The organism is Bradyrhizobium sp. DN3, assembly GCF_041357655.1.
In the GTDB taxonomy this organism is placed as follows: domain Bacteria; phylum Pseudomonadota; class Alphaproteobacteria; order Rhizobiales; family Xanthobacteraceae; genus Bradyrhizobium.
Genome location: NZ_JAULLN010000005.1, coordinates 96,032 through 120,152 on the forward strand (window position 1 = coordinate 96,032; position 24,121 = coordinate 120,152).

Genomic DNA, 24,121 nt, shown 5'->3' on the forward strand with positions numbered 1-24,121 from the left:
GGCAAACCTGCCTCCCGGATCAGTCAGACTGGTTCAAGTTTCTTTCGCGCAGTCGCGCGGCTGGATCTTCTTCTCCGCGGCATACTTCGCGGACACATCGGCGACGAGCGGTTCGATGAGCGATTCGTCTGCCGTGTACCAGTCGGAGATTACTTTCCAGGCCTTGCCATCCCACTGCTGAACGCGCCCGTAGCGCGCACCCTCGTGATCGGAGCAGGAAATGCTGACCGGCTTCAACATCCCCTCAAATCCGAGTTCCTTGATACGTGCATCGGTGAGGATGAGGTTCTCCAGCCCCCAACGGACCTGCTCGCCCGTCAGCGGTTTCTTGCCGAACTTTTCCTGCGCCTTCCGGATCGCCTCCACGCCGAGCATGGCGTTGACCATGCCACGGTTGTAGAGAACTTCGCCGACCTTGCCAGATTCCGTTGAACCTTTGCCTTTCGCGTAGACGTATTTCTCTATGTCAGCATGGACGGGAAACCTGCCAGCACCATGCTGAAGCATCAGTGATTTGTAACCTGCGGCCTGATCGCCTGCCGGCGTCACGTCGGGCTCTGCGCCCGACCACCAAACACCGATCATCTTCTCGCGCGGATAGGCAACGGCCGCCGCTTCCTTGATTGCCGTGCTGTTCATGACGCCCCAGCCCCAGACCAGGACATAGTCCGGTCGATTCTGGCGGATCGCCAGCCATTGCGACTTCTGCTCGACACCGGGGTGCGTGACCGGGATCGAGGTGAACGCAAAGCCGTACTTCTGCGCCAGCACCTGCAGCATCGGAATCGGCTCCTTGCCATAGGGGCTGTCGTGATACAGCAGCGAAATCTTCCTGCCTTTCAGCTTGTCGAAGCCACCGAGTTCCTTGGCGACATGCTGGATCGCGATATCCGCCGCCGACCAGTAAGTGCCGAGCAATGGGAAGTTGTAGGCGAACACCGCGCCGTTCTTGGAATCGGCACGGCCGTACCCCATCGTGATGATCGGGATTTTGTCGGTCGCGGTCTTCTCGGTGAGGGCAAAGGTGATCCCGGTCGATAGCGGGTTGATGAAGGCCGCGCCGGTCGGCCCCTTGCCCTTGAGGCGCTCGTAGCACTCAACGCCCTTGTCGGTCGCGTAACTCGTCTCGCATTCTTCGGTCAGAATCTTGACGCCGTTGATCCCGCCGTCACGCTCATTGATCAGGTTGTAGTAGTCCACAACGCCGTTTGCGTAGGGCGCTCCGTTCACAGCGTACGGTCCGGTCCGGTAGGACAGAACTGGGATGAACTGCTCGTTTTGCGCTGCGGCCGGTGCACTAAACGCCGCGCCCGACAACGCGGCCGCCAGTATCAGTACATTGCGTGGAATACTTGCCATGTTGATATTCTCCTCCTTTGAGCCCCTCTTTTTCCGTTCGGGGGATTGTTTCCTTCCTTCTTTGTCAACAGCCGCCATCCGCTCGAGGCGCGATCGCAACTTCAATAGGGAAACGGCCAAAGTCTGAGCTTCTCCTTGCCGATTGATATCAGCCGGGCGAACCCATGGGGTTCTTTGATGAGAAGATAGCAGATCAACGACCCAAAGATAATGAACTGCAGGTGAGTGATCGTTTCCGTCGACAGCGGCACGCCGAGCTGGGTTGGAAGGACGTTCAGCATGATCGGCACAATGAGGATAAACGCCGCCCCGACGAACGGGCCCATGATGGATCCCAGCCCACCAATTATCACCATGAACAAGAGCTCGAGCGAACGGTCGATCGAGAACGCGAGCGGCTCCCATGAGCCAAGGTAGACGAACGCCCAGAGTGCGCCCGCCACGCCGATGATAAATGAAGAGACCGCGAAGGCGGTGAGCTTTGCATAGAGTGGCCGGATGCCGATCAGCTCGGCAGCGATATCCATATCGCGAATTGCCATCCATTGTCGGCCAAGATTGCCGCGGACGAGATTCTTCGCCAAGACCGCGATCACCGTGACGAAGATCAGGCACAGCAGATAGCGTTCGATCGGCGTGCGAACGACCACACCGAAGAAATTCAGCTCCGGCGCATTGACCGACCCTGACGGGGCGTAGTTGGTGAACCACGGCACCCGCAGGAATACCCAGTCGAAGAAGAACTGCGCCGCGAGCGTTGCAACCGCAAGATAGAGGCCCTTGATCCGCAGACTGGGAATCCCGAACAGGATTCCGACGCCCGCCGCCATGAACCCGCCAAGCAGAATGGATACCAATACGGGCAAAGGCGGGATCGAAATCGCGAAGCCATGCGAGGTGAGCGGGACATGAACGCCTGTCGCCAGCTTGTAGGCGGAATAGGCGCCAATGGCCATGAACGCACCGCTGCCGAGCGAGATTTGGCCGCAATAGCCGACGAGAATGTTTGTGCCGATGGCAGCGAGTGCGAGGATCAGGAAGGGCAGCAGAATCGCCCACAGCAGGTACTCGCTACCAAACGGCCAGATGTGGAAGCTGGCCAGAACCGGCACCCCAATGAAAGCGATGCCGAGCAAGATCGCGAGCGCAATGCGGTCCTGACGGATCGGGAAGATCGCCATATCCTCTGCGTAGGTTGTCTTGAATTGGCCGACCTCACGATAAAGCAAAGCTAGCTCCTGTCTCAGATACGCTCGATGATCCGCTCGCCGAACAGACCCTGCGGCCGCACAAGCAACACTGTTAACGCCAGCACATAGCCAAACCAATATTCGATACCGCCGCCGATAGATGGCCCGAGGTACACCTCCGCAAGTTTCTCACCCGCCCCGACAATGAGCCCGCCGGCGATGGCTCCCGGAATGGAGGTGAGGCCCCCGATGATCAGGACCGGCAGAGCCTTCAGCGCGAGAAAGGTGATGGAAAATTGCACACCAAGCTTAGTGCCCCACACGGTCGCCGCAACCAGCGCAACGAGACCGGCAACGAGCCAGACCACGAACCAAATCCAACTGATTGGAATCCCAACCGAGTGCGCGGCCAAATGGTCATCGGCCACAGCCCTGAGTGCGCGACCGGTCTTGGTACGCTGAAAGAAGATCGCGAGGCCGGCGACCAGGATGCCTGCGATCAATGCACCCCAGACGTCCAGCTTGTTGATCAGAATTCCACCCGGGAAGAGGCCCTCAAACACGAACCAGGCGTCCGTCGGGAATAGCCGCAACGGATAAACATCCGATCCGAAGATCATTTCCGCCGCGCCCTCGAGAACGAATGTCACGCCGATGGTGGACATGAACAGCGTGAGGGCGTCCTGGTTGATGAGGGGTCCGATCACGAACCGCTCGATCAGCCAAGCCGTTGTCGCCATGATCACGGCGGCAAAGCCGATGCCGAGAACGATCGCAACCCAAAGCGGGAAGCCGTTGGCCACGAGGAGATCGAGCGAGCGAACCAGCGCCAATCCCGCGAGCAATACCATTGCACCCTGGGCAAAATTAAAAACGCCGGATGCCTTGAAGATCAGCACGAAGCCGAGGGCGACCAGCGAATAGAGCACGCCGGACATCAATCCGCCGATCAGGACCTCGAGAAACTGACCCAATGCGATCACGAACGCACCTCAGTGTGCGACGCCAAGATAGGCGTCGATGACGGCCTGGTTCTCCCTCATCTCGTCCGGCGTGCCGTCGGCGATCTTTACGCCATGATCGAGCACCGCCACGCGATCCGACAGATCCATAACGACAGCCATGTCGTGCTCGATCAGCACGATCGTTGTGCCGTAATGGCTGTTCACATCGATAATGAACCGCGACATGTCCTCCTTCTCCTCGAGATTCATCCCTGCCATGGGCTCGTCGAGGAGAAGAAGGTCGGGCTCCATGGCGAGAGCGCGACCAAGCTCGACGCGCTTCTGCAAGCCGTATGGCAAGCGCCCGACAGGCACCTTGCGGATCGATTCGATCTCCAGGAAGTCGATAATCTCCTCGACCCGGTGCCGATGCTCGACTTCCTCTGCCAGAGCAGGGCCGTAACGCAGCATCTGCCATAAGAGGCCCCGGCGCACCTTCAACGTGCGGCCAGCCATGATGTTGTCGAGCGCGCTCATTCCCTTGAACAGGGCGACGTTCTGGAAGGTGCGCGCGACGCCGCCGCGGGCGGCCTCGAAAGGCTGCATCCTGGCCCGGGTGCGCCCCTTGAAGGTGATGGCGCCACGATCAGGGTGATAGAAACCATTGATGACGTTGAGCATCGAGGTCTTGCCGGCGCCGTTGGGGCCGATGATGGCTCGAATTTCGCCTTTTCTCACGTTGAACGAAACGTCCCTCAGCGCCCTAACACCGCCGAAGGCCAGTGCTACGCCCTCGACTTGAAGCAGGATCTCGTTTGTGTCCGGCGCTCTCATGCTGCCTTCCCCAAAGATTCCGCCGAACCACTGGCCTGCATGTCGCGGATCTTGACACGAGCCGCGATAGTGCCCTTGCGGCCATCCTCAAAAGTGACTTCAGTGGAAATGTCGGCCTCATGCGAGCCGTCGTAGAGTGCGGTGACCAGTGGCGCATAGCGCTCGGCAATGAACCGGCGACGCACCTTCTGCGTGCGGGTCAATTCGCCGTCATCTGCGTCGAGTTCCTTGTGCAAAATGAGAAAGCGACGAATTTGAGCGCCCGCCAGCACCCTTTCCTTGACGAGAGAGTGGTTCACCGCGGCAACGTCTTTCGCTACCATGTCATAGACCAGCGGATGCCCGGCAAGCTCCTGATAGGAGCCATAGGCGATATTGTTGCGCTCCGCCCAATTCGCGATAGCGACCGGGTCGATGTTGATCATGGCGCAAACGAACTCTCGTGAGTCGCCGAAAGTGATCGCTTCCTTGATATTGGGAAAAAACTTCAGTTTGTTCTCAAGGTACTTCGGCGCAACCATCGTGCCGTCAGCCAGCCAGCCGACGTCCTTCGCCCGATCGATGATCTTTAGATGTCCGGTCTTCTCGTCGAAAAAGCCCGCATCGCCGGTCTTGACGTAACCGTCGAATGTCATGGTTTCCGCGGTCTTTGCTTGATCCTTGAAATATCCGACGAACATGCCGGGCGAGCGAAATTGCACTTCGCCCGATTGCGCAATGCGGATGTCGACGTTCGGGGCCGCCGGACCAACCGTATCGGGGTAGATCTCGCCATCAGGCTGGCACGTCACGTACAGGAAGGCTTCGGTCTGGCCGTAGAGCTGCTTCAGATTTAGTCCGATCGAGCGGTAGAATGCGAACAAGTCCGGACCGATGGCTTCGCCTGCAGTGTACGCGACACGCACCCGGGACAGGCCGAGAACATTCTTGAGAGGTTCGTAGACCAGCAAGCGCCCGAGCGCATAGAGCAACCGGCCCCGCAGGAGCACCTGTTTTCCGGTCAACACCTGCTCGCCATACCGGCGCGCCACGTCGAGAAAGTAGTTGAACATTCGACGCTTGACAGGCGCAGCGTCCTCCATGCGGATCATCAGGCGCGTCCGCATGGCCTCGAAACCACGCGGCGGCGCGAAATAGAAGGTCGGTCCGATCTCGCGCCGATCCTGCTCGATCGTTTCACTACTCTCGGGACAGGCCATGCAGAAGCCAGCGACAAGGCCTTGCACATAGTTGAGGTAATGATCGCCCACCCAGGCCAGCGGCAGATATGCGAACACCACGTCGTGGTCGGCCAGTCCGTCGAACCTGGTGGTGTCCGACGCGGCGTCAATGCAGCCTCGCGTCGACAGCATGACGCCCTTCGACGCGCCGGTCGTTCCCGAGGTGTAGAGGATGACCGCGATGTCAGAACCATCACCCTGCCGGACGAATTCATCGATCTGTCCACAGAGCGCCGGATCCGCCGTCAGCGCTGCGCGACCGTCCTCGATGACATCGTGGATCGCGATCAGCCGGCTGTCCGCGTAGCCATCAAGGCCGCGCGACTCGTCATAGAGAATCTTTTGAAGATGCGGCACTCGCTCGCATACGGACAAGACCTTGTCCACTTGCTCCTGATCCTGTGCTGCAACAAAGCTCGCCTCAGCGTGCGCGAGAACAAAAGCAAGCTCTTCAGCCACTGCGTCCGAGTAAACCGGAACCGGAATCGCTTGCAGCGCCTGCGCTGCCATCATGGTCCAGTAGAGCTTCGGTCGGTTGGAACCCACTACCGCGATCTTGTCTCCTGGCTGCAGTCCAAGTCGATGCAAGCCCGCGGCGTAAGCCCGGACGATCGCAGCAACCTGGGCCCACGTCCACGTCTGCCAAATGCCAAGATCCTTGTGTCGAAACGCCGGACGCGTGCCGAACTGCGTCGCATTTCGCAGAAGCAACTTGGGGAACGTATCAAACGATCCGCCATCGGCCATGTCGCTCTCGATCCCAAAAACCGACGCGTTGGTTCGCGCCTGCTTATGGTGACGCCGCGCCCTTTATGGGAAGCAGCCATGCGAACGCCGCACCTTCCAACATTACAACGGTTCGAAAGTCCTACAAGTCCCGGTTTTGCCGGGCCGAGATTGTCGTGACCGTCCCCGCGGTGGGTCATTGAGGGGGCCGCCTGCCAATAACCGATTGCGGTATTGACGGCTAAACTCGAGCGTCCAGATTTATGTTGCGTTGCGATATTGAAGCTGCGCTCCATTCCGACAGGGGAAAATCCTATTCTGCGTAGGCATTGGTCGGCTGCGAAGGCGGTGGAGGGCTGCCTTGCCGCCCTGACCAACCGAGGCTTCGAGGGCCGGATACATGACATCGGCAGCCTTTTTGCGCAAACCGAACGTTTAGCTTCCGCCCTCAATAAACGGTCGACTACGACGGCAAATCGCGGGGCCGTCGTTTCTTTGGCCGGCCGGAACGATGTAGACCCCGTACTTCCTGCTGTTGAAAGAGCTCACCGCACACGTCACGCAGCCATTGGCTTGCCGGATCGTGATGGAAGCGGGCGTGCCAATATTGCTTCACCGTAAAGCCGACGATCGCCAGCGGGCAGTCGAGCACGCGCAGTCCGTAATAGTGAGCCAACGTTTCGCCGATGTGCCTTGGAAGGGTGGCGATCAGGTCAGTCGTTCCGACGATTGCGGGTAACCCCAAAAAGCCCGGCAGCTCAAGCGCAACGTCGAGGACTATCCGCTGCTCCTGTAGCGCGGCCGCGAGCAACTGATGTCCGGTGCCGGAGCGAATGAGGACGTGCGCCTCACGCCTGAAATCCTTTGCGGTGATGCGGTCGCGGATCCGGGCATGTTTTGCGTTCGCCAAGCAGACCCAATCCTGCGGAAAGAGTGCCTGTTGGAAGTGCCCAGCGTCGAGGTCCGAGATGTAGCCGAGCGCCAGATCGGCCTCGCCAGACTGCAGCATTCGTGGGGTATCGCCGCCGATCTGCGCCGCCTCGATGCGGATGCCCGGAGCAACACGACGAACGTAGGCGAGGATGGCCGGAAGCAGCGTGATGTGGCTCGCATCCGTCATGCAGATGACGAAGCGGCGCTTTGCAGTCGCCGGATCAAACTCGGGGCGAAGCTCTGCCAGACGACGCAGCATCTCCAACGCCTGTCTGGCCGTGCCGATGAGAGCCTCGGCGCGCGGAGTCGGCAGCATTCCCTCCGCCGACCGGATAAAGAGCGGATCGTCCAGTTCCTTTCGCAGGCGCGCCAGCCAGATCGAAATGGTCGGCTGGCTCTGACCGAGCTTATCGGCTGCCTTGGTCACGCTACCCGTGGTGAACAATGCATCGAAGAGCCGGAGCAGGCGCGGCTCCAGCAGGTTCGTCTCGGAGAGGTCCCGGTGCTTCATTGCATTCTGCAATAATGGATATAAGGATCATAGCATATCCAAATACGGAGCCGACTGCTACCACGCTTCCGACGCCAAAAAGGGCGCGGGAGAAGCGTTCGGATGAGGATCTGCTTTATCGGAGCGGGAGCCCTGGGCTCGACCATCGGTGGCACGCTGGCGCGCGGTGGCGCTGAGGTTTGGCTGATCGATCCGTTCCAGGCTCATGTCGACGCGATCAATGCTGATGGTCTCCGGATGCTCGAAGGTGACGCCGAGACCGTTGTGACGGTCTCTGCCTGCACCTCCGCGACCCAGGTCGGCATCGTGGCGGACCTCGTCATCGTCCTCGTCAAGTCCTATCACACGCGGGATGCGATCCGGGCGGCAGCGCCGATCATCGGACCGCAGACGGTCGTGATGTCACTTCAAAACGGTCTTGGTCATGAGGACATCCTTTCGGAGGAAGTCGGTCGTGACCGGGTCATGGCAGGCAAGACCTACGTAGGCGGCGTGCTGCTCGGCCCCGGTCATGTCCGCTCCGGGGTCATCGGCAAGGAAACCATCATCGGCGAACTTGATGGACGCCTGACGGAACGCGCTCAGCGAATTTCCGAGACGTTCAATCGTGCCGGCATTCTCACGCTGCTCAGCGACAACATCTTGGGCACGATGTGGGACAAGTTGTTCATCAATGTCGCCGGAGGAGGAATTACCGCCGTTACCGGGCTGACTTATGGCGGTCTCTATTCGCTGCCTATCCTGGAAGATTGCGCGCTGGCCGCAATCTCGGAGAGCATCGCGGTCGCGCAGGCGGCTGGCGTGAAGATCTCGATCACCGATCCGCGACGCGCTTGGACGATGGCATCCGCTGGTCTACCGCCCGAGTTCAAGACGTCGATGTTGCAGAGTTTGCAGTCCGGCAACCTGACCGAGGTCGACTACATCCACGGCTCCGTCGTGCGTTGGGGCGCCAAGCTCAACGTCCCAACTCCCGTAAATTCCACCCTCGTCGCGTTAGTCAAGGGCATCGAATACGCCCGCAGCCACTATCCTGGAAGGTCCTGAGACGATGTCGCCGCCCCGTGCCTATGTCGAACACGTCGCCATCCGTGTGCCTGATGTTGATCGTCACGTCGACTTCTTTCGTGAGGTGCTTGGTCTTGCCATTCGCGACGAGCAACCCGCCGATGGCGCGCGCCCACGTCAGGTGTGGGTGCTCGGAAGCGTGCAACTCATCGAAGATCCGAACTTCGCGGGACCAGAGGGGCGTCTCGCCCATCTCGGCATCATGGTCGACGATTACGAAGGTGTGCTCGCCCGTGCGGCCGCGTGGGGCGCCAAGGCGTTGCCTGCCGGGCCGAACTGGCTCGAGCTACCGGGCGGGCTCAACGTCGAAATCTTGCAAGCCAGTGCAGGCGCCGTGGAAGCCGCCCTGGCGATCAATCCCCGTGCCTAGAGTTAGAGGAAGACGCGACATGACCGGTGAGCGCTACTGGGACGATGCCAGGGTCGGTGACGAATGCGTCACCCCCTCGGTGACGGTCACCGAAGCGATGGTGAATGCCTATGCCGAACTGACGGGTGATTTCACGCCGGTCCATGTCGACGAGGAATACGCCAAGACCACACCATTCGGCACGCGCGTCGCGCACGGGCTGTTCGGTCTGTCGCTGGCCGACGGTTTGAAGACCCGTGCCGACTACCGTTTCCTTCCGGGAATGTCGCTGGGCTGGACGTGGGATTTCAAGCTACCGATCAAGCTCGGTGACACCGTGCACGTGAAGTTCCGCGTTGGTTCGATGCGCGCCACGAAGCGTGACGGGTGGGGCATCGTGGTGCTGCCCTCGGAGCTCATCAACCAGCGCGGCGAAGTGGTGCAGCTAGGCGAGCATCGGCTGATGATTCCGATGCGGCCGAAGACCAACGCCGCAGGAGAGCAGGCATGACGGCGCAAGATCTGCCGCTCAAAGGCATTCGCGTCATCGACTACAGCCATTTCCTGGCCGGCCCGTTCATGGGCCGTTGCCTCGCCGCGATGGGCGCGGACGTCATCAAGGTGGAGCGTCCGAAGGCAGGCGATGCGGGCCGAGCCCATGGGTATTTCAAGGACGGACAATCCGGCTACTTCCTGCAGCAGAACATGGGGAAGCAGGGATTGTGTATCGATCTGCGCGACACGCGTGGTCTCGACATGATGATGAAGCTGGTCGACACAGCCGACGTCTTCATCGAGAACTACCGCCCCGGCGCACTCGAGCGCCTCGGGCTCGGTTACAAGGCGCTGTCGACGCGGAATCCCGAACTGATCTACTGCTCGGTCTCCGCCTATGGCCACACCGGTCCCTATGCCGACCGTCCGGGCTTCGGCCTGATCGCAGAGGCGATGTCGGGCGCTCTGGCGCAACTGGGCTCCCCCGGTGAAGCGCCGCCGCTGCTGCGGATGCCACTGGCCGACATGTATACCGGCATTCACGGTGTGGCTGCCATCAATGCCGCGCTGGTCGGCCGCGCGTCGTCCGGCCGCGGCCAGCATATCGATCTGGCGCTGTACGACTGCATGGTCTCGATGCACGACTATGCGGTTCAGCGTTACTTCCTCTCCGGCGGTACCGACCTGCCGAAGCAGACCGGCAGCGGACAGCCGGACTCGACCGTTTACGGGGTCTTTCCGGCCAAGGACGGCAATCTTGTCATCGCTGCGCAAGTCGATGATGCGTGGCGACGATTGGCGGCGCTGATCGGAGGAAGCAGGTTGTCATCCGACGAACGCTTCACCACGCCTGCCGCGCGGAACGCCCATTATGCCGAAGCGATGGACATCGTGCGCAACTGGACGCTGTCGCAGCCGTCTCGGGATGCCTGCCTCGCGGCACTCGACGAAGCAGGTGTGCCGTCTGCGCCCGTGCAGACCATCGAAGAGGTCGTGAAGGATCCGCAGATCCACGCGCGCGGCATGCTGGTTGAGCAGGAGCATCCCGTGCTCGGGAAGGTGACGTTGCCGAACCTGCCATTCCGCTTCTCCGATTGCGACACCACGGTGCGCACTCCGGCGCCGCTGCTCGGCCAGGACAATCGCCGCATGGCAGAGTCGCTGGGACTGTCGGCCCAAACCATCGACGCGATGGTGCGAGACGGTGTTCTCTACAACGAAACCGCAGTGCAGGAGTAGCCATGAGCGATCGTTATGCGGTGATTGGCAATCCGATCGGCTTCAGCAAATCACCCCTCATCCATGGCACTTTCGCCAAAATGACGGGACAGGACCTTGTCTATGAGGCGATCGAGGGACCACTCGATGGCTTCAACGAACGGGTTGATCAATTCCGGACGGAGGGCGCCAAGGGGCTGAACATCACAGCCCCGTTCAAGCTCGATGCTTTCGCCTACGCAAATGAGCTTTCAGAGAGCGCCAAACGAGCAGGCGCCGCAAACTGCCTGAAGTTCGAGGGCGATCGGATCATTGCCGAGAATTTCGACGGGATCGGCCTGGTGCGTGACATCACCGTCAATCTCGGCGTCAAAATGGCCGGCCGGCGCGTCCTAATGCTCGGCGCTGGAGGAGCAGCGCGTGGCGCGCTGCTGCCGTTCCTGCGCCAGGAGCCGTCCGAGCTGGTTCTGGTCAACCGAACGCTGTCGAAAGCGGTCGCATTGGCCGAAGAGCTTGCCGGTTGTGGTCCGCTGATTGTCAGCGGCTATGCTGAACTGGCCGATCTTGCCGAGGGCTATGACGTCGTCGTCAACGCGACGTCGGCCAGCCTGCGGGGTGAAATGCCGCCGCTTCCAGGCAATGTCTTCCGCGGTGCGGCGCTGGCGTACGAACTCGCCTATGGCAAAGGGCTGACGCCCTTTTTGCAAGCGGCCCGCGCCGAAGGCGTAGCCAAGCTGGCCGACGGCGTCGGCATGCTGGTCGAGCAAGCGGCCGAAGCTTTTTCCTGGTGGCGCGGCGTTCGACCGAGCACGGCTCAGGTCATCGCCGAACTGACCATCCCATTGAGCTGACGGGCGATGCCGAGCATGCATCCGAAGTCCAGCTTTCTCGTCGGCCTGATCGGCAGCGGCATCGCTGCGTCCCGCACCCCGCCCATGCACGAAGCGGCCGCAGACGCCGCTGGCATCCGCTATATCTACAAGAAGATCGATCTGACAGAGTTGAAGCTCGGTGTGGAGGCGTTGCCGGAATTGCTCACGGCCGCAAGGCGGATGGGCTTTGACGGGTTGAACGTGACCCATCCCTGCAAGCAGGCGATTCTTCCACTCCTGGATGAGCTTTCGCCTGACGCAGAGGCGCTTGGCGCCGTGAACACCGTGGTCATCAGGAATGGCCGAATGACCGGCCACAACACGGACTGGTTCGGCTTCGCCGAGAACTTTCGCCGCAACATGCAAGGTGCATCGCTCGGTCGCGTCGTCCAATTCGGCGCGGGCGGCGCAGGCTCGGCGGTCGCTTTCGCGCTCATGAAGCTGGGCGTGCGGGAGCTAACCATCATCGACGTCGACGTGGCCAAGGCGCAGAGTTTGGTGGATAGCTTGTCCCCCCGATTTGTAGAGGGGCACTTGAGGGCCGGCCATGATGTCGCGGCGGCCGTCGCTTCCGCAGACGGAATTGTCAACGCGACGCCGATCGGCATGGACAAGTATCCGGGCACGCCGCTGCCGACGGCCCTGCTGCGTCCCGATCTGTGGGTCGCCGAGATCGTCTACTTCCCGCTGGAAACCGCGTTGCTGCGCGCGGCGCGTGCCCTCGGCTGCCGCACCGTCGATGGTGGTGGCATGGCGATCTTCCAGGGCACCGAGGCATTCCGCCTGTTCACGGGCATCTCACCTGATCCAGACGTCTTCTTCGCCACTTTTGCATCCCGGGGAGGGTGACACCCGGCCGATGGGCGAGCGGCACGTACAACGCCCGAGAGGAAACGCAAGATGGGCTACACGCTCGATTTCTCGGTGGTTTGGCATGCGATGCCCGCGCTGCTGTGGGGGTGCGTGGGTACGTTGGGCCTGGCGCTTGCCGGCATGACGCTCGCAATGATGATCGGTGTCGCCGGCGTCGCGGCACGCGATTCGAAGGCGGCGTGGTTGCGTGCTCTCGTGATCGGCTTCGTCGAGACCGTGCGCAATACGCCTTTCCTGGTGCAGATCTTCTTTCTGTTCTTCGCCCTGCCGCTCGTCGGATTGAAGCTCAATCCGACAGCCACCGCCGTCATCGCACTCGGTGTCAATGGCGGCGCCTACGCCATCGAGATCATCCGCGGCGGGGTGCAGTCCATTCATAAGGGACAGGTAGAAGCCGGCTACGCGCTCGGACTGCACAAAGGGCAGGTATTCCGGTTCGTTGTGCTCAAGCCAGCGCTTCGCGCGATCTACCCCTCGCTCACGGGTCAGTTCATCATGCTGACGCTGACCTCGTCGATCTGTTCGGCCGTATCGGCTTACGAATTGACGTCGGTTGCGCAGCGCATCGAAAGCGACACATTCCGCAGCTTCGAGGTCTACTTCTTCGTCACTTTCCTCTACCTCGCGATCTCCTGGCTGTTGATGCTGGGCTTCGCGGTTATCTCTCACCGCTTCTTCTCATATCCGACACGCTGAGGGGGAGATCATGGTACCGCATTTTGGCCTCCCTGAGTTCGGTTTCCTGATGCGTGGGCTGCAATGGACGATGCTGCTGACGCTGGTCGCGTTTGCGGGCGGCTGCACGGCGGGGCTGGCTGTCGCATTGCTGCGCACCTGTGGTCATAAGGGCGTGGAATGGGTCATCCGCATTTACATCGGGATATTCCAGGGCACTCCGCTGCTGCTGCAGCTTTTCGTCGTGTATTACGGATTGGCGCTAACCGGGCTGAAGCTTGACGCCTTCGTCGCGGTGGCGATCGGCTTCACCGTGAATGCCTCCGCCTTCCTTGGTGAGATTTGGCGCGGAGCGATACAGGCCGTGCCGCGCGGCCAGACCGAGGCGGCGATGGCGCTTGGACTGCACTATTCGTCCCGCATGCGCGACATCGTGCTGCCGCAGGCGATCCGCATCTCGCTGCCGGCGACCATCGGCTATCTCGTGCAGCTCATCAAGGGCACTTCGCTCGCTGCCATCGTCGGCTTCATCGAGCTCGCCCGCGCCGGTCAAATCGTATCGAACCAGACCTTCCAGCCGTTGCTCGTCTTCGGCGTGGTCGGCGCGATGTATTTCATCCTCTGCTGGCCACTGTCGTGGTGGGGCAGCCGGATGGAGGCCAGGCTCGCCCTGGCCAATCAAAGGTAGGAACGGCGCACTTGCTCAATCACATAAAGCCATCATCAGGAGGAGATATTGATGTTGTTTTCACTCAATCGTCGCCAGCTCGGCATCGCGCTGCTGATGCTGGGGGCCATCGCTGTCGCGGGTAAATCGCAGGCGGGCACTCTGGAAGACGTGAAGAAGAAGGGCGTCATTGTCATCGGCATTCAGGGCGATAATCCTCCATGGGGCTATGTCGACAGCTCAGGAAAGCAGGATGGCATCGATGCCGATATGGGGCGCGCCTTCGCTGAATATCTTGGCGTGAAGGCCGAGTTTGTCCCGCTGGCGGTGGCCAATCGTATTCCGGCGCTGACCACAGGCCGCGTAGACATTCTGTTCGCAACCATGGCGATGCTGCCCGAGCGTGCAAAGGCGGTGCAGTATTCCAAACCGTATGTTGCCAATGAGATCACGCTTGTCGCTGCCCAGGCAACGCCGATCAGCAGCAATGCCGATATGGGCAAGTACGTTATAGGCGTTCCGAGGTCCTCCACGCAGGACACCCAGGTCACCAATAGTGCTCCAGCGGGCACTGAAATCCGCAGATTTGATGATGATGCGGCCACGATCCAGGCGCTGCTCTCGGGTCAGGTGCAGGCCGTCGGCGCAAACAGCTTCTACCCGCAGCGTCTGAACGCCGCAAAGCCGGAATTTGGGTTCGAGCCCAAGCTTCACTTCACCGCTCTGTACAACGGGGCCTGCACGCGCCTGGGAGAGAAGGAGTGGAACGAGACCGCCAACAAATTCATCGACCAGATCAAGTCTAACGGCAAGTTGGCCGGCTTCTACGCCAAGTGGATGAGGGCGCCCGTGCCGACCTTCCCGGACTCGGTCCCCGGCGTTCCGTTCACAGTCCAGTAAATACCGTTAAGCGGCCGACGCGCTGCGCGCGTTGGCCGCTGTCGATGTCGGAGGCCGAATTCATGCGGGATCAGATCCTGATCGAAATGCTGGGTGTGCAGAAGTGGTACGGCGGGTACCAAGCTCTCCGCAACGTTGATCTCACTGTGCGCAGGGGTGAAAAGATCGTGCTCTGCGGTCCGTCCGGCTCAGGCAAGTCGACACTGATCCGCTGTATCAACCGCCTCGAGGCGATCCAGCAGGGCAGTATCGTAGTAAACGGTCATCGGCTGGACGACAGCGTCAAGGCAATCGATGTCGTACGTCAGGACGTCGGCATGGTCTTTCAGAGCTTCAACCTTTTCCCGCATATGACGGTGTTGCAGAATTGCATGCTCGCCCCCATTCGCGCGCGCCGCATCAGCAAGACCGAGGCGGAGGCGACCGCGCGAAAATACCTCGAGCGCGTGCGCATCGGTGACCAGGCTGAGAAGTATCCGGCTCAGCTTTCGGGCGGTCAGCAACAGCGCGTCGCGATTGCGCGCGCGCTCTGCATGCAGCCCAAGGTGATGCTGTTTGACGAACCGACCTCGGCTCTCGATCCCGAAATGGTCAAGGAGGTGCTCGATACGATGATAGGCCTCGCCAACGACGGCATGACCATGATTTGCGTCACCCACGAGATGGGTTTTGCGCGCCAGGTTGCCGACCGGGTCATCTTCATGGCTGAAGGCCAGATCATCGAAGAAGGCGAGCCCGGCGCTTTCTTCCGCAATCCACAGCACGCCCGCACCAGGCAGTTCCTTGGTGAGATCCTCGCCCATCACTGAACGGAGTACTTCCATGAGTCGTCTTGTCTACGTCCTCAACGGGCCAAATCTCAATTTGCTCGGCAGGCGCCAGCCCCACATCTATGGCCACGAGACGCTTTCGGATGTGGAGCGGGATTGTCGAGCGCTAGCCAAGGAGCTTGGCCTGGAGATTCGCTTTCATCAATCCAACAGAGAATACGAGCTGATCGACTGGATCCACGAGGCGCGCGAGACGGCTGTCGGCATCGTGATGAATCCCGCGGCTTTCACCCATACGTCGGTCGCCATCCTGGATGCTCTAAACACGTTCGAGGGGACAGTGATCGAGGTGCACATTTCCAACGTGCACAAACGCGAGGAATTCCGCCACCACTCGTTTGTCTCCAAACGAGCTGATGGAGTCATCGCAGGCTTCGGGACCCAGGGTTATCTGCTCGGCTTGCGTCGTGTGGCCAAGCTGTTTGATGAGAAGAAGGGATAGCATCGTATGAGTCCGTCGTGATGCGCCAACGTGTCACGCCGATCGCTGCAGATGTTTGGTAGTCTGCGCCGGCGTCGGCGGAGGGCAATAGTGGTCGGAACCGCTCGCTTGATCTGGATCAAGTCTCCGGCCCCCGCGGTCTTCAAGCTGTAAGCTGTCTGGCCTCTGAGATCCGGCACAAAGCCTTGAAGACACTTCGCCAGCTTCTGTCCACCGACGATGTTGTCCAGCTTGTGATCCGGCTGGCGCTGCTCGGCCTGCTGATCCTATGGACATTTCTGATCATCCGACCGTTCGTGCCGATCCTGACTTGGAGCGCGGTGCTGGCGGTGGCGTTCTACCCGGTTTTCGCCTGGCTCGCCCAACGCCTCGGCGATCGTCCCCGGATCGCCTCAGCCGTTCTCACCCTCGTCACGCTAGGTATCGTCATCGGTCCCGCCGCCTGGCTGGGCCTGAGTGCGGTTGAAGGGCTCCGGGACCTTGCGGGCCAGATCGGCAGCGGGGATCTCGTGCTTCAGGCGGCGCCAGAGCAGATCAGGGATTGGCCCTTGATCGGTCCGCAGCTCTACGCGTTCTGGGATGAGGCCTACACGAATATCCGTGCTGCGTTGCGCGAGCTGGCGCCGTATTTGAAACCGCTCGCCGGGACGATGTTGTCGTTTGCGGGCGACACCGGCATCGGAATGCTCCAATTCCTGCTGTCGGTGGTCGTCGCCGGTTTCCTGCTTCCGTACGGGGCGCAGCTTGTTGCCGCGCTCCGGGGCTTCCTGTTGCGCATCGTGCCGGACCAGAGCGAGCACTTCCTGGAGCTCGCCGGGGCCACCATACGCGCGGTCTCACAGGGTGTCATCGGTGTCGCCATCGTGCAGGCCCTGCTGGCGGGCATCGGTTTCAAGCTCGCTGGCCTCCCAAGCGCAGGGCTGCTCGCAATCATCGTGCTCTTGCTATCGATCGTTCAGATCGGCGCGGCTATCGTGCTTCTTCCCGTGGTCGTTTGGATATGGATGGACAAGGACGTGACCGTAGCCCTGCTTTTGACGGTCTATCTCGTCGCCGTCGGTCTTCTTGATAACGTCCTGAAGCCGCTTCTCATGGGGCGAGGCCTGACGACGCCGACGCTCGTGATCCTGATCGGGGTCATCGGTGGTACGCTCGCGCATGGGATCATCGGCCTGTTCATCGGGCCGATCATCCTGTCGGTTGCTTGGGAGTTGGCGGCTGCATGGATCGGGATCGACCGGGCTACGCCGATTCAGGTGGACCAGGCTGCCGTTGCCGAAACGGAAACCGTCGACGCACCGTTGACCTAGATCAATCGTCCCCTTCGTCGATGGGCGCGAGCATGGTCGCCATAGATACGATTCTCGTCGTCGATCATAACGAATTGGGTCTGCCGAATTGAGGTCGGGTTCGACGCTATGATGCTACAATTCCTTGTCGGCATCCTGGTCAGTGTGATCAATATCGGGCTCCACGCGCTGGTGACGGTGGTCGCGGTCGCCATCGCCCGCAGTGCAGGCCTGCGTCATACCAGTCGGCCGAGGTTGCATCTCATGGGCGTCATGATCGCGGCCGCCGTCGTGTTGAAGATCGCCCACATGCTCGAAATCCTGATGTGGGCCGCGACCTACAATGTCGTCCAGGCCGCTGCCGCCGACACGGACTTGCTCTACTTTGCTTTCGTCAACTACACCACGCTGGGCTACGGCGACATCACGCCGGTGCGCGAATGGCGGCTGATCGGCCCGTTGACCGCCATGAATGGTGTTCTGCTGTTCGGCTGGTCCGCCGCCATTCTGTTCGAAGTCTTGCGCAAGACACTCGAACATCTCGGGCTGACGGAAGCGCCCGGCACAAGTTTACCACGGACCCAACGCAGTCGCGTGGATCCATCTTGATGGCCGTGGATTGTGGACCAGCACTCCGCCGGTTCAGGGCTGCAGATCGAGACTGGCGAGCTGGTGCCGGTCGAGCAGCACGATCTGACGCTGAGTGTTGCCGACGAAGCCGAGAACGCCAAGCTCATGGAGTCGCGACAGAGCGCGCGAGACAGTCTCCAGCGTCAGGCCGAGATAGTCGGCGATATCGCGCCGCGACATCGGAAGTGCCATGACGCCGGCGGCCGTCAGGCGCTTGTCCATTTCAAGCAGGAACGCCGCGACGCGCTCCAGGGAGGTCTTGCGGCCGAGAAGCAGCATGTGGTCTTCCGCATGCTGCAGGTTGTCTGTCGTCATGCTGAGCAGGTTTCTGGTTACCATGACATCGCTCTCGGCCACGGTTTCGAGACTTTGCCGTCTGATCAGGCGAACCGTGGTGTCGACGATGGCTTCCGTCGTGAACCGGTGCTCGCTGCCGTTCTCGAGCCCGAAGATGTCGCCAATGAGGTGAAATGCGCCGATCTGCCTGCGGCCATCCGACAGCAGCTTGTAACTTCGTACCGCTCCCGACTTGACCTGGTAAACATACTCGGCCGGCTCTTTCTCGCCGTAGATCTCGGATCCTTTTCGGTAGGAGAATTCGCTTAAATTGACCAGCGCATTTGAATGATTTGTCATGCCGAGGTCGCGGAGGGTATTGGGACGCAGGGTGGAACCCGTTGTGATGCGAACGAACATGGGCCAACTCCTCAGCTTGTCGCCGAATTGGTCGGTCGGATGAAATATTTTCAGCTGGAAATGCGCCGCGCTATCCCACTCCCGCCGCAGTTGATTTTCGACCAAGGTGGTAGTTCAATCCATTGTCCCAAGGTTCATTGTACCAAAGGACAGCACTGGCGATTGCTGCGCAGGATGAGAAGCTTCCTGCGGTGGAGATGCGACATATTGCGAAGCAGATATTCGGACTTCCAGACGTGAAGATGTGACTTTGAAGAATAAGAGGGACGTCGAGCCGTCCTCATTAAATTGGTCGAGAGGTAAAAGGTGCCAGGCCTCGTTCACGTTGTTGACGACGACGAGTCCTTTCGGACCGCGATCGAGCGCCGGCTGAAGCTCGCGGGATATGAGGTCGCGACCTATGCCTCAGCACTGGAGCTGCTGGATTCGGCGCCGGATGACGAGCAAGTGGGGTGTATCCTGCTTGACGTACGGATCCCGGGACTGAGCGGTCCAGATCTGCAGGCCCGGTTGATCGCGTCCGGTTCCGTGCTGCCCATTATCTTCCTGACCGGTCATGCCGACACGCCAACCACCGTGCGCGCGATCAAGGCTGGTGCGGAAGACTTCCTGACCAAACCTATATCCTCCGAGCAGTTGCTCGACGCGATCGAGCGCGCGTTGGCCAGTCAGCAAACGGCGCGCACCCAGCGCAGCAGGCTTGATGCTTTTCGTGGTCATCTGGCCACGCTGACGCAGCGCGAGCGACAGGTGTTTGATCACATCGTGCGCGGCCGGATCAACAAGCAGATCGCGCATGAGCTCGGAACCACCGAACGCACAGTGAAGGCGCACCGCCATCAAGTGATGGAGAAGATGCAGGTTCATTCGCTGGCGGAACTCGTTTCGATCGCAGAGCGGCTCGGAATACTCGATTCGAACGAGCATTAGCCGCATCGTCACAGCGGTACGGTTCTCCCCGCTGTGACTGCCCCAAAGGACAATGCTGAGGCGTGTTGACAGTGCACGGCGAGCCGTATGCAATAGTGCATGTCCGCTCGTAAACGCGGCGCAATCGTATCCAGTATCCCACCATCGTAGCAGTTCGTCATCTCCCGGAAAGGCAGATCGCCTTGCCCCTACGCGAGTCCGTCTTTGTCGTCGACGACGATGCGTCCATGCGTGCCAGCATGGACAGACTGCTGCGCCGACACGGGTTCGACACTACGCTGTTCGACACCGCGGGTGCCTTGCTCGATCATGGCAAGTTCTACACCGCGATTTGCATCATCCTCGACATCAATCTTGGCGCAAAGTCCGGCATCGACGTGCGGCGAAGGCTGGCTGAGAACGGCGTCATGGCGCCGGTGATCTATGTAACCGGTAATGATTGCCCCGCGAACCGTACCGCGGCGATCGCGTCGGGCTGCATCGCTTATCTGACAAAGCCATTTTCCGCAGAATCGCTGATCGAATCGGTGACGCGCGCCACTGTCGCATAGGCCGCGAGCGCTCACTCCTCGACATACTGCTCCAGCGTCTTCGCGGGCGCACCGTTGCGCACGGACGCGAACTGAGCCAGCGGAACCGAGGTCGTGAGGGCCAGGAGATTCGAATCGACGAGCTCGAGCGTCAGCGCCTTGCCTGATGCCATCTCCTTGAGGGTCTTTGGCAATGCCACGTCGGCTGCGATGCAGAGGTTGGTGACACACCAGGTATAGGGGACGCGGAAGGGAGTGCCGTGGTCGACCGTCAATTTGGGGGCTTGTTGCAGGTACATGCCGACGGGCACGAACAACTGCAGCCGGGCTGTGGAAGCGTCCTCGCGCTCGATCAGGTCGATGCGCACGGCCGTCTGACCGGTCGGGAATTTGCCTGTTATCGAAGTCCGGCACAGCATCGGCGCACCGCCGGCCTTGAAGCAGAGTTTCTGCCAGGCTCCATAGCTGATGTCCTTTGCTTCGCGCTGGCCGCGCGTTGCGACCTCGGCGGGCTTGTCGGCTTTCGTGGCCTCCGGCGCGGCGATGGTTGCGCTTGTGGCGGTCCCGAGGACTGCAACCATCAAGAGACCGGAGAGACAATCAAGAGGGCGGGGCATCGTCGCGTCTCCGAGATATGAGCTCATTTCTGCGCATCCAAGAACTTCGTCACCAGCGGCGACCAGAGCGGGATCGCGTCCGGCGAGCCGATGAAGAAATGGCCTTCATTGCCGAACGGCGGTATCAGATGATATTCGGCGCGGCCGCCGGCGGCGGTGAAGGCGGCATGCATGCGCTTGGACAGATCGGGTCCGAAGAACGTGTCGTTCTCGATGTAGATCCACAGCATCGGCACGCGCGAGGTGCGGCCGAAATCCGCGGTGGCCGCGACCAGCTTGTCGGGCGCGCAATTGTTGTTGGGCTTGCCGCCGACCCGGCCGCCGCGGCCGGCGGCGAAGGTGATGATCGCCTTCACCTGCGGCGGGTTCACGCTCGACAAGGCGATCGAAGCCCAGCCGCCGGCGGACTGCCCGACCACGATCACGTCCTTCGGGATGATCCGCTTCTCGGTGGCGAGGTAGTCGATGATCCAGAGATCGACCTGGGCGACAGCAAGGCCCGCATCATGAAAGTTGGGATTGGTGCACCTGCCGACCTTGGAGAAGAACGGGCCAAACAGTGCGCGCTCGGGAATGTCGATCGCCTGTGCGCCATAACCGCTGCCGACCGGCGCCACCACGAGATAGCCGCGCTTTGCAAACCATTTGGCGGCATCACGGAATTCCACCAATGGAAAGAAGCTGCGATCAGTCGGGTTGAGCGAGACGCCATGGTTCATGATCACCAGCGGGAAGGGGCGGTCGCCGACCGGACGCACCAGATAGGCGAACATCGGCAGCGGCAGCGGGAGTGCCCAGACTTCTTCCTGGATGCGGACCTCGTCCTCGGCGCGCACGGGCGATGCGACGACGAGAAGGACGAGGAGGGTAATCGCAAGAGCCTGGAGCAATGCAGGCATGCGATGCATCGCGACCTCCGTCATCCCGAAAACGTTGCGGCCACCACGATCGGACCGAGCACCGTCAGCACGACGTTGCCGACCGCGTAGGGCACGGCGACGCCGAGCACCGGCGTCTGACTCTCGGCGACGTCGCAGGCGCCGGTGACGGCGGCATCGACAGTCATGGCGCCCGCGAGCGCTCCGCAGGTCACGACCGGTAGCCGATCGTGAAGACGAAGAGGCTGAACAGGATCGCCCGCAGGACCGGCGGGAAGGTGAAAGCTGCCGAGTTGTCCGATCAAGACGGCGACGATCAGGATGCAGGCGGTGGTGCCGATCGAGAAACCGCGGGCCCTGATGCAGCCGAGGATGGTGCCGATCGCAATCGCCAGCAGCAGGAAGATTTCCGGTGCGGCGGTGATGATCCACCTGACGGTTTCCATGGTCGCGTTCCCCCGGCGCGTTGGTGCGATTTGATTGGCGGTGCGGGGACATTGCTTGATCCAGATCAAGGCTCGGCAGAGACGAGGCGATGCCCTATGACCTCATGAAATGTTTGCGACAGCCGCGATGTTCGTCAAGGTCGAGGGCGAGAACATCTTCGCGGTCGCATCCGGGGGCGCGCCGCTGGGGACGTTGCGCCGCTCGCGCTGGGGCCTGCCGGTGGTCGCGCTGTTGATTGTGCTGTCGCGCTGCGAAGCGTCTCGTTCGGAGGAGGGTCGATGAACACACCGTCCGATCCGACGTGGATGCGGTTCTTTCCGCCGGCCGGCTGGCTTGGCGCTTACAAGCGCGAATGGCTGCCATCCGACGCGATCGCCGGCATCACGCTCGCCGCTTACGCCATCCCGGTCTCGCTCGCCTATGCCGCGCTCGCCGGCTTGCCGCCGCAGGTCGGCGTCTATGGCTACATGCTCGGCGGCATCGGCTACGCGTTGCTGGGGTCATCGCGGCAGCTCGCGATCGGCCCGACCTCGGCGATCTCCCTGATGATCGCCGGCACCGTCGGCGCGCTGGCCGGCGGCGATGCACTGCGTTATGCCCAGATCGCGAGCCTTGCAGCCTTTGCGGTGGCCGTGTTGTGCTTCATCGCCTGGCTGTTCAAGCTCAGTGTGCTGGTCCGCCTCGTCAGCGACAGCATTCTGGTCGGCTTCAAGGCCGGTGCCGGGCTCACCATCATCATGAGCCAGCTGCCGAGCCTGCTCGGTGTTGCCGGTGGCGGCCACAATTTCTTCGATCGCGCCATCAAACTGGGCGGTCAACTCGGCGGCATCGATCCGCTTGTGCTCGCCATCGGCGCCGTCGCGCTCCTGTTGCTCCTGCTTGGCGAGCGGCTTCTGCCGGGCAAGCCCGTCGGCATCACCATCGTTGCGCTCGCGATCATTCTGGCAACACTTCTGGGCCTCCCGGCCCTCGGTGTGCCCGTCACCGGGAAGATACCGGAAGGGCTGCCGGCGCTGGGGATCCCGACATTCGGCCTGCTGGAGTTCGACGATCTGTTTCCGCTGGCGGCAGGTTGCGTGCTGCTGGCCTATATCGAAGGCGTATCGGCAGCCCGCAGCTTTGCTGCCAAGCACGGCTATCCGCTCGATGTCCGTCAGGAGTTCCTGGGACTTGGCGCGGCGAACCTCGCCGCTGCCTTAGGCCATGGCTATCCCGTCGCCGGCGGCCTGTCGCAATCGGCCGTCAACGACAGTGCCGGCGCGCGGACACCGTTGGCGCTGGTGATCTGCTCGGTGGCGCTCGGGCTGTGCCTGCTGTTCTTCACGGGGCTGCTGACCAATCTCCCCAAGGCGGTGCTCGGGGCGATCGTCTTCGCCGCCGTCTACAGGCTGGTCGACGTTCGTGCACTGCTACGAATGTGGCAGGTCAGTCGGATCGATTTCTACGCCGCGGCGATTGCCCTGATCTCCGTGCTGCTGCTCGGCATCCTCCAGGGCATTCTGCTGGCATCGATCGCGTCGATCTTCCTGCTGCTGGCGCGGGCCTCGCGGCCAAACGTCGCATTCCTCGGACGCTTGCCCGGCAGCGGCCGGTATTCGGACAGTGCGAGGCATGAGGGCGTCGAGCCGCTGGTTGGAATCATCGCCTTCCGGCCCGAAGCGTCGCTGCTCTACATCAATGCCGAGACGATCCTGGAAACCGTCCTGATCGCCCTCCGGGAGGCGCCGGCCGTCCGGCTGGTGGCCTGCGACTTGTCGGCGTCGCCCTATATCGATCTGGCAGGCGCGCGCATGCTGCACGATCTCCATGACGAACTTGCGTCACGCAGGGTGACCTTCTGCATCGTCGGCGCTCATGCGCAGCTCCGCGACCTCCTGCGCGCCGAAGGACTCGCGGCCAAGACCGACAGCGGTCAGTGGCTGCGGTCGCTCGATAGCCTGCTGAGCGATGATCAGGCGAGCACCGCGCCGCGAACGGTCTGACGCCTTCCTATTGCGT

Annotated in this window: 27 protein-coding genes and 1 pseudogene; 17 read left to right on the forward strand and 11 right to left on the reverse strand. The window is 61.3% G+C overall.

Annotated features, from left to right (window positions below):
- Nucleotides 1-33: 33 nt before the first annotated feature.
- From AAE027_RS09690 to AAE027_RS09715, 6 genes are all read right to left on the reverse strand, one after another.
- Entirely contained in the window at nt 34-1,359 is a 1,326-nt protein-coding gene (locus AAE027_RS09690; RefSeq protein ID WP_370987559.1) for an ABC transporter substrate-binding protein, read from the reverse strand.
- 101 nt (nt 1,360-1,460) lie between these two features.
- Entirely contained in the window at nt 1,461-2,588 is a 1,128-nt protein-coding gene (locus AAE027_RS09695) for a branched-chain amino acid ABC transporter permease (RefSeq protein WP_128932296.1), read from the reverse strand.
- A gap of 14 nt (nt 2,589-2,602) precedes the next feature.
- Nucleotides 2,603-3,532, reverse strand: coding sequence for a branched-chain amino acid ABC transporter permease (locus AAE027_RS09700; protein WP_091878473.1), 930 nt, complete (start codon nt 3,530-3,532; stop codon nt 2,603-2,605).
- Between the two features lie 9 nt (nt 3,533-3,541).
- Nucleotides 3,542-4,327 (reverse strand): ABC transporter ATP-binding protein, encoded by a 786-nt coding sequence (locus tag AAE027_RS09705; protein ID WP_091878471.1) that lies wholly within the window; start codon nt 4,325-4,327, stop codon nt 3,542-3,544.
- Nucleotides 4,324-6,294: an AMP-binding protein gene (locus tag AAE027_RS09710; protein WP_370987560.1), complete on the reverse strand. Its 1,971-nt coding sequence runs from the start codon at nt 6,292-6,294 to the stop codon at nt 4,324-4,326. The genes AAE027_RS09705 and AAE027_RS09710 overlap by 4 nt, the downstream gene beginning before the upstream one ends.
- A 442-nt stretch (nt 6,295-6,736) precedes the next feature.
- The gene (locus AAE027_RS09715; RefSeq protein WP_370987561.1) at nt 6,737-7,717 is read right to left on the reverse strand and encodes a LysR family transcriptional regulator; all 981 of its coding nucleotides are present in this window, start codon (nt 7,715-7,717) and stop codon (nt 6,737-6,739) included.
- 102 nt (nt 7,718-7,819) lie between these two features.
- Between AAE027_RS09715 and AAE027_RS09720 the strand changes: the two genes are divergently transcribed.
- The 13 genes from AAE027_RS09720 (at nt 7,820) to AAE027_RS09780 (ending at nt 18,004) form a co-directional block, all read left to right on the forward strand.
- On the forward strand, nt 7,820-8,764 hold the full coding sequence (locus AAE027_RS09720) for a ketopantoate reductase family protein (RefSeq protein ID WP_370987562.1): 945 nt from the start codon (nt 7,820-7,822) through the stop codon (nt 8,762-8,764).
- A gap of 4 nt (nt 8,765-8,768) precedes the next feature.
- Complete coding sequence (locus AAE027_RS09725) at nt 8,769-9,155, forward strand: VOC family protein (protein ID WP_370987563.1); 387 nt, start codon at nt 8,769-8,771, stop codon at nt 9,153-9,155.
- A gap of 19 nt (nt 9,156-9,174) precedes the next feature.
- The gene (locus AAE027_RS09730; protein ID WP_370987565.1) at nt 9,175-9,645 is read left to right on the forward strand and encodes a MaoC family dehydratase; all 471 of its coding nucleotides are present in this window, start codon (nt 9,175-9,177) and stop codon (nt 9,643-9,645) included.
- Nucleotides 9,642-10,868: a CaiB/BaiF CoA transferase family protein gene (locus tag AAE027_RS09735; protein ID WP_370987566.1), complete on the forward strand. Its 1,227-nt coding sequence runs from the start codon at nt 9,642-9,644 to the stop codon at nt 10,866-10,868. Before AAE027_RS09730 ends, AAE027_RS09735 begins: the two co-directional genes overlap by 4 nt.
- A gap of 2 nt (nt 10,869-10,870) precedes the next feature.
- Nucleotides 10,871-11,698 carry a shikimate dehydrogenase gene (gene aroE, locus AAE027_RS09740; RefSeq protein ID WP_370987567.1) on the forward strand — a complete coding sequence of 276 codons (828 nt, stop codon included), beginning with the start codon at nt 10,871-10,873 and terminating at the stop codon, nt 11,696-11,698.
- 15 nt (nt 11,699-11,713) lie between these two features.
- Nucleotides 11,714-12,568 carry a shikimate dehydrogenase gene (locus AAE027_RS09745; protein WP_370987568.1) on the forward strand — a complete coding sequence of 285 codons (855 nt, stop codon included), beginning with the start codon at nt 11,714-11,716 and terminating at the stop codon, nt 12,566-12,568.
- A gap of 51 nt (nt 12,569-12,619) precedes the next feature.
- The gene (locus AAE027_RS09750; RefSeq protein WP_091878454.1) at nt 12,620-13,288 is read left to right on the forward strand and encodes an amino acid ABC transporter permease; all 669 of its coding nucleotides are present in this window, start codon (nt 12,620-12,622) and stop codon (nt 13,286-13,288) included.
- 10 nt (nt 13,289-13,298) lie between these two features.
- Nucleotides 13,299-13,955, forward strand: coding sequence for an amino acid ABC transporter permease (locus tag AAE027_RS09755; protein ID WP_370987569.1), 657 nt, complete (start codon nt 13,299-13,301; stop codon nt 13,953-13,955).
- 51 nt (nt 13,956-14,006) lie between these two features.
- A complete protein-coding gene (locus tag AAE027_RS09760) occupies nt 14,007-14,834 on the forward strand; it encodes a transporter substrate-binding domain-containing protein (protein ID WP_370987570.1) in 828 nt (275 codons plus the stop codon).
- A 62-nt stretch (nt 14,835-14,896) separates the two neighbouring features.
- Complete coding sequence (locus AAE027_RS09765) at nt 14,897-15,643, forward strand: amino acid ABC transporter ATP-binding protein (RefSeq protein ID WP_370987765.1); 747 nt, start codon at nt 14,897-14,899, stop codon at nt 15,641-15,643.
- A gap of 13 nt (nt 15,644-15,656) precedes the next feature.
- Nucleotides 15,657-16,106: a type II 3-dehydroquinate dehydratase gene (aroQ, locus tag AAE027_RS09770; protein WP_370987571.1), complete on the forward strand. Its 450-nt coding sequence runs from the start codon at nt 15,657-15,659 to the stop codon at nt 16,104-16,106.
- A 185-nt stretch (nt 16,107-16,291) separates the two neighbouring features.
- Complete coding sequence (locus AAE027_RS09775; protein ID WP_370987572.1) at nt 16,292-17,416, forward strand: AI-2E family transporter; 1,125 nt, start codon at nt 16,292-16,294, stop codon at nt 17,414-17,416.
- 108 nt (nt 17,417-17,524) lie between these two features.
- A complete protein-coding gene (locus AAE027_RS09780; RefSeq protein ID WP_370987573.1) occupies nt 17,525-18,004 on the forward strand; it encodes a potassium channel family protein in 480 nt (159 codons plus the stop codon).
- 33 nt (nt 18,005-18,037) lie between these two features.
- Here the strand turns inward: AAE027_RS09780 and AAE027_RS09785 are convergent, their stop codons facing one another.
- The gene (locus tag AAE027_RS09785; RefSeq protein WP_370987574.1) at nt 18,038-18,721 is read right to left on the reverse strand and encodes a helix-turn-helix domain-containing protein; all 684 of its coding nucleotides are present in this window, start codon (nt 18,719-18,721) and stop codon (nt 18,038-18,040) included.
- Between the two features lie 306 nt (nt 18,722-19,027).
- Here AAE027_RS09785 and AAE027_RS09790 point away from each other — a divergent pair, with 306 nt between their 5' ends.
- Together AAE027_RS09790 and AAE027_RS09795 are read left to right on the forward strand one after the other, a co-directional pair.
- Entirely contained in the window at nt 19,028-19,651 is a 624-nt protein-coding gene (locus tag AAE027_RS09790) for a response regulator transcription factor (RefSeq protein ID WP_370987575.1), read from the forward strand.
- A gap of 182 nt (nt 19,652-19,833) precedes the next feature.
- A complete protein-coding gene (locus tag AAE027_RS09795) occupies nt 19,834-20,202 on the forward strand; it encodes a response regulator transcription factor (protein ID WP_370987576.1) in 369 nt (122 codons plus the stop codon).
- Between the two features lie 11 nt (nt 20,203-20,213).
- On the opposite strand, the gene AAE027_RS09800 is transcribed toward AAE027_RS09795, so the two are convergent.
- From AAE027_RS09800 to AAE027_RS09815, 4 genes and pseudogenes are all read right to left on the reverse strand, one after another.
- Nucleotides 20,214-20,798 carry an invasion associated locus B family protein gene (locus AAE027_RS09800; RefSeq protein WP_370987577.1) on the reverse strand — a complete coding sequence of 195 codons (585 nt, stop codon included), beginning with the start codon at nt 20,796-20,798 and terminating at the stop codon, nt 20,214-20,216.
- 23 nt (nt 20,799-20,821) lie between these two features.
- On the reverse strand, nt 20,822-21,697 hold the full coding sequence (locus tag AAE027_RS09805) for an alpha/beta hydrolase family protein (RefSeq protein ID WP_370987767.1): 876 nt from the start codon (nt 21,695-21,697) through the stop codon (nt 20,822-20,824).
- 20 nt (nt 21,698-21,717) lie between these two features.
- Nucleotides 21,718-21,864, reverse strand: coding sequence for a hypothetical protein (locus AAE027_RS09810; protein WP_370987578.1), 147 nt, complete (start codon nt 21,862-21,864; stop codon nt 21,718-21,720).
- A 26-nt stretch (nt 21,865-21,890) separates the two neighbouring features.
- Nucleotides 21,891-22,122: pseudogene (locus tag AAE027_RS09815) on the reverse strand (aspartate-alanine antiporter-like transporter); the annotation flags it as partial.
- Between the two features lie 109 nt (nt 22,123-22,231).
- On the opposite strand from AAE027_RS09815, the gene AAE027_RS09820 reads away from it, so the two are divergent.
- Together AAE027_RS09820 and AAE027_RS09825 are read left to right on the forward strand one after the other, a co-directional pair.
- On the forward strand, nt 22,232-22,405 hold the full coding sequence (locus AAE027_RS09820) for a hypothetical protein (RefSeq protein ID WP_370987579.1): 174 nt from the start codon (nt 22,232-22,234) through the stop codon (nt 22,403-22,405).
- Nucleotides 22,402-24,105, forward strand: a complete 1,704-nt coding sequence (locus AAE027_RS09825; RefSeq protein WP_370987580.1) for a SulP family inorganic anion transporter — start codon at nt 22,402-22,404, stop codon at nt 24,103-24,105. The genes AAE027_RS09820 and AAE027_RS09825 overlap by 4 nt, the downstream gene beginning before the upstream one ends.
- The last annotated feature ends 16 nt before the right edge of the window (nt 24,106-24,121 follow it).

Excerpts from the sequence above, each read along its gene's own strand:
- aroE (WP_370987567.1), top strand. The coding sequence starts at position 10,871 with ATGAGCGATCGTTATGCGGTGATTGGCAATCCGATCGGCTTCAGCAAA.
- AAE027_RS09720 (WP_370987562.1), top strand. The coding sequence starts at position 7,820 with ATGAGGATCTGCTTTATCGGAGCGGGAGCCCTGGGCTCGACCATCGGT.
- AAE027_RS09725 (WP_370987563.1), top strand. The coding sequence starts at position 8,769 with ATGTCGCCGCCCCGTGCCTATGTCGAACACGTCGCCATCCGTGTGCCT.
- AAE027_RS09820 (WP_370987579.1), top strand. The coding sequence starts at position 22,232 with ATGTTTGCGACAGCCGCGATGTTCGTCAAGGTCGAGGGCGAGAACATC.
- AAE027_RS09745 (WP_370987568.1), top strand. The coding sequence starts at position 11,714 with ATGCATCCGAAGTCCAGCTTTCTCGTCGGCCTGATCGGCAGCGGCATC.
- AAE027_RS09715 (WP_370987561.1), bottom strand. The coding sequence starts at position 7,717 with ATGAAGCACCGGGACCTCTCCGAGACGAACCTGCTGGAGCCGCGCCTG.
- AAE027_RS09730 (WP_370987565.1), top strand. The coding sequence starts at position 9,175 with ATGACCGGTGAGCGCTACTGGGACGATGCCAGGGTCGGTGACGAATGC.
- AAE027_RS09765 (WP_370987765.1), top strand. The coding sequence starts at position 14,897 with ATGCGGGATCAGATCCTGATCGAAATGCTGGGTGTGCAGAAGTGGTAC.
- AAE027_RS09785 (WP_370987574.1), bottom strand. The coding sequence starts at position 18,721 with ATGTTCGTTCGCATCACAACGGGTTCCACCCTGCGTCCCAATACCCTC.
- AAE027_RS09750 (WP_091878454.1), top strand. The coding sequence starts at position 12,620 with ATGGGCTACACGCTCGATTTCTCGGTGGTTTGGCATGCGATGCCCGCG.
- AAE027_RS09755 (WP_370987569.1), top strand. The coding sequence starts at position 13,299 with ATGGTACCGCATTTTGGCCTCCCTGAGTTCGGTTTCCTGATGCGTGGG.
- AAE027_RS09780 (WP_370987573.1), top strand. The coding sequence starts at position 17,525 with ATGATGCTACAATTCCTTGTCGGCATCCTGGTCAGTGTGATCAATATC.
- AAE027_RS09760 (WP_370987570.1), top strand. The coding sequence starts at position 14,007 with ATGTTGTTTTCACTCAATCGTCGCCAGCTCGGCATCGCGCTGCTGATG.
- AAE027_RS09800 (WP_370987577.1), bottom strand. The coding sequence starts at position 20,798 with ATGCCCCGCCCTCTTGATTGTCTCTCCGGTCTCTTGATGGTTGCAGTC.
- AAE027_RS09805 (WP_370987767.1), bottom strand. The coding sequence starts at position 21,697 with ATGCCTGCATTGCTCCAGGCTCTTGCGATTACCCTCCTCGTCCTTCTC.
- AAE027_RS09825 (WP_370987580.1), top strand. The coding sequence starts at position 22,402 with ATGAACACACCGTCCGATCCGACGTGGATGCGGTTCTTTCCGCCGGCC.
- AAE027_RS09690 (WP_370987559.1), bottom strand. The coding sequence starts at position 1,359 with ATGGCAAGTATTCCACGCAATGTACTGATACTGGCGGCCGCGTTGTCG.
- aroQ (WP_370987571.1), top strand. The coding sequence starts at position 15,657 with ATGAGTCGTCTTGTCTACGTCCTCAACGGGCCAAATCTCAATTTGCTC.
- AAE027_RS09810 (WP_370987578.1), bottom strand. The coding sequence starts at position 21,864 with ATGACTGTCGATGCCGCCGTCACCGGCGCCTGCGACGTCGCCGAGAGT.
- AAE027_RS09705 (WP_091878471.1), bottom strand. The coding sequence starts at position 4,327 with ATGAGAGCGCCGGACACAAACGAGATCCTGCTTCAAGTCGAGGGCGTA.
- AAE027_RS09710 (WP_370987560.1), bottom strand. The coding sequence starts at position 6,294 with ATGGCCGATGGCGGATCGTTTGATACGTTCCCCAAGTTGCTTCTGCGA.
- AAE027_RS09735 (WP_370987566.1), top strand. The coding sequence starts at position 9,642 with ATGACGGCGCAAGATCTGCCGCTCAAAGGCATTCGCGTCATCGACTAC.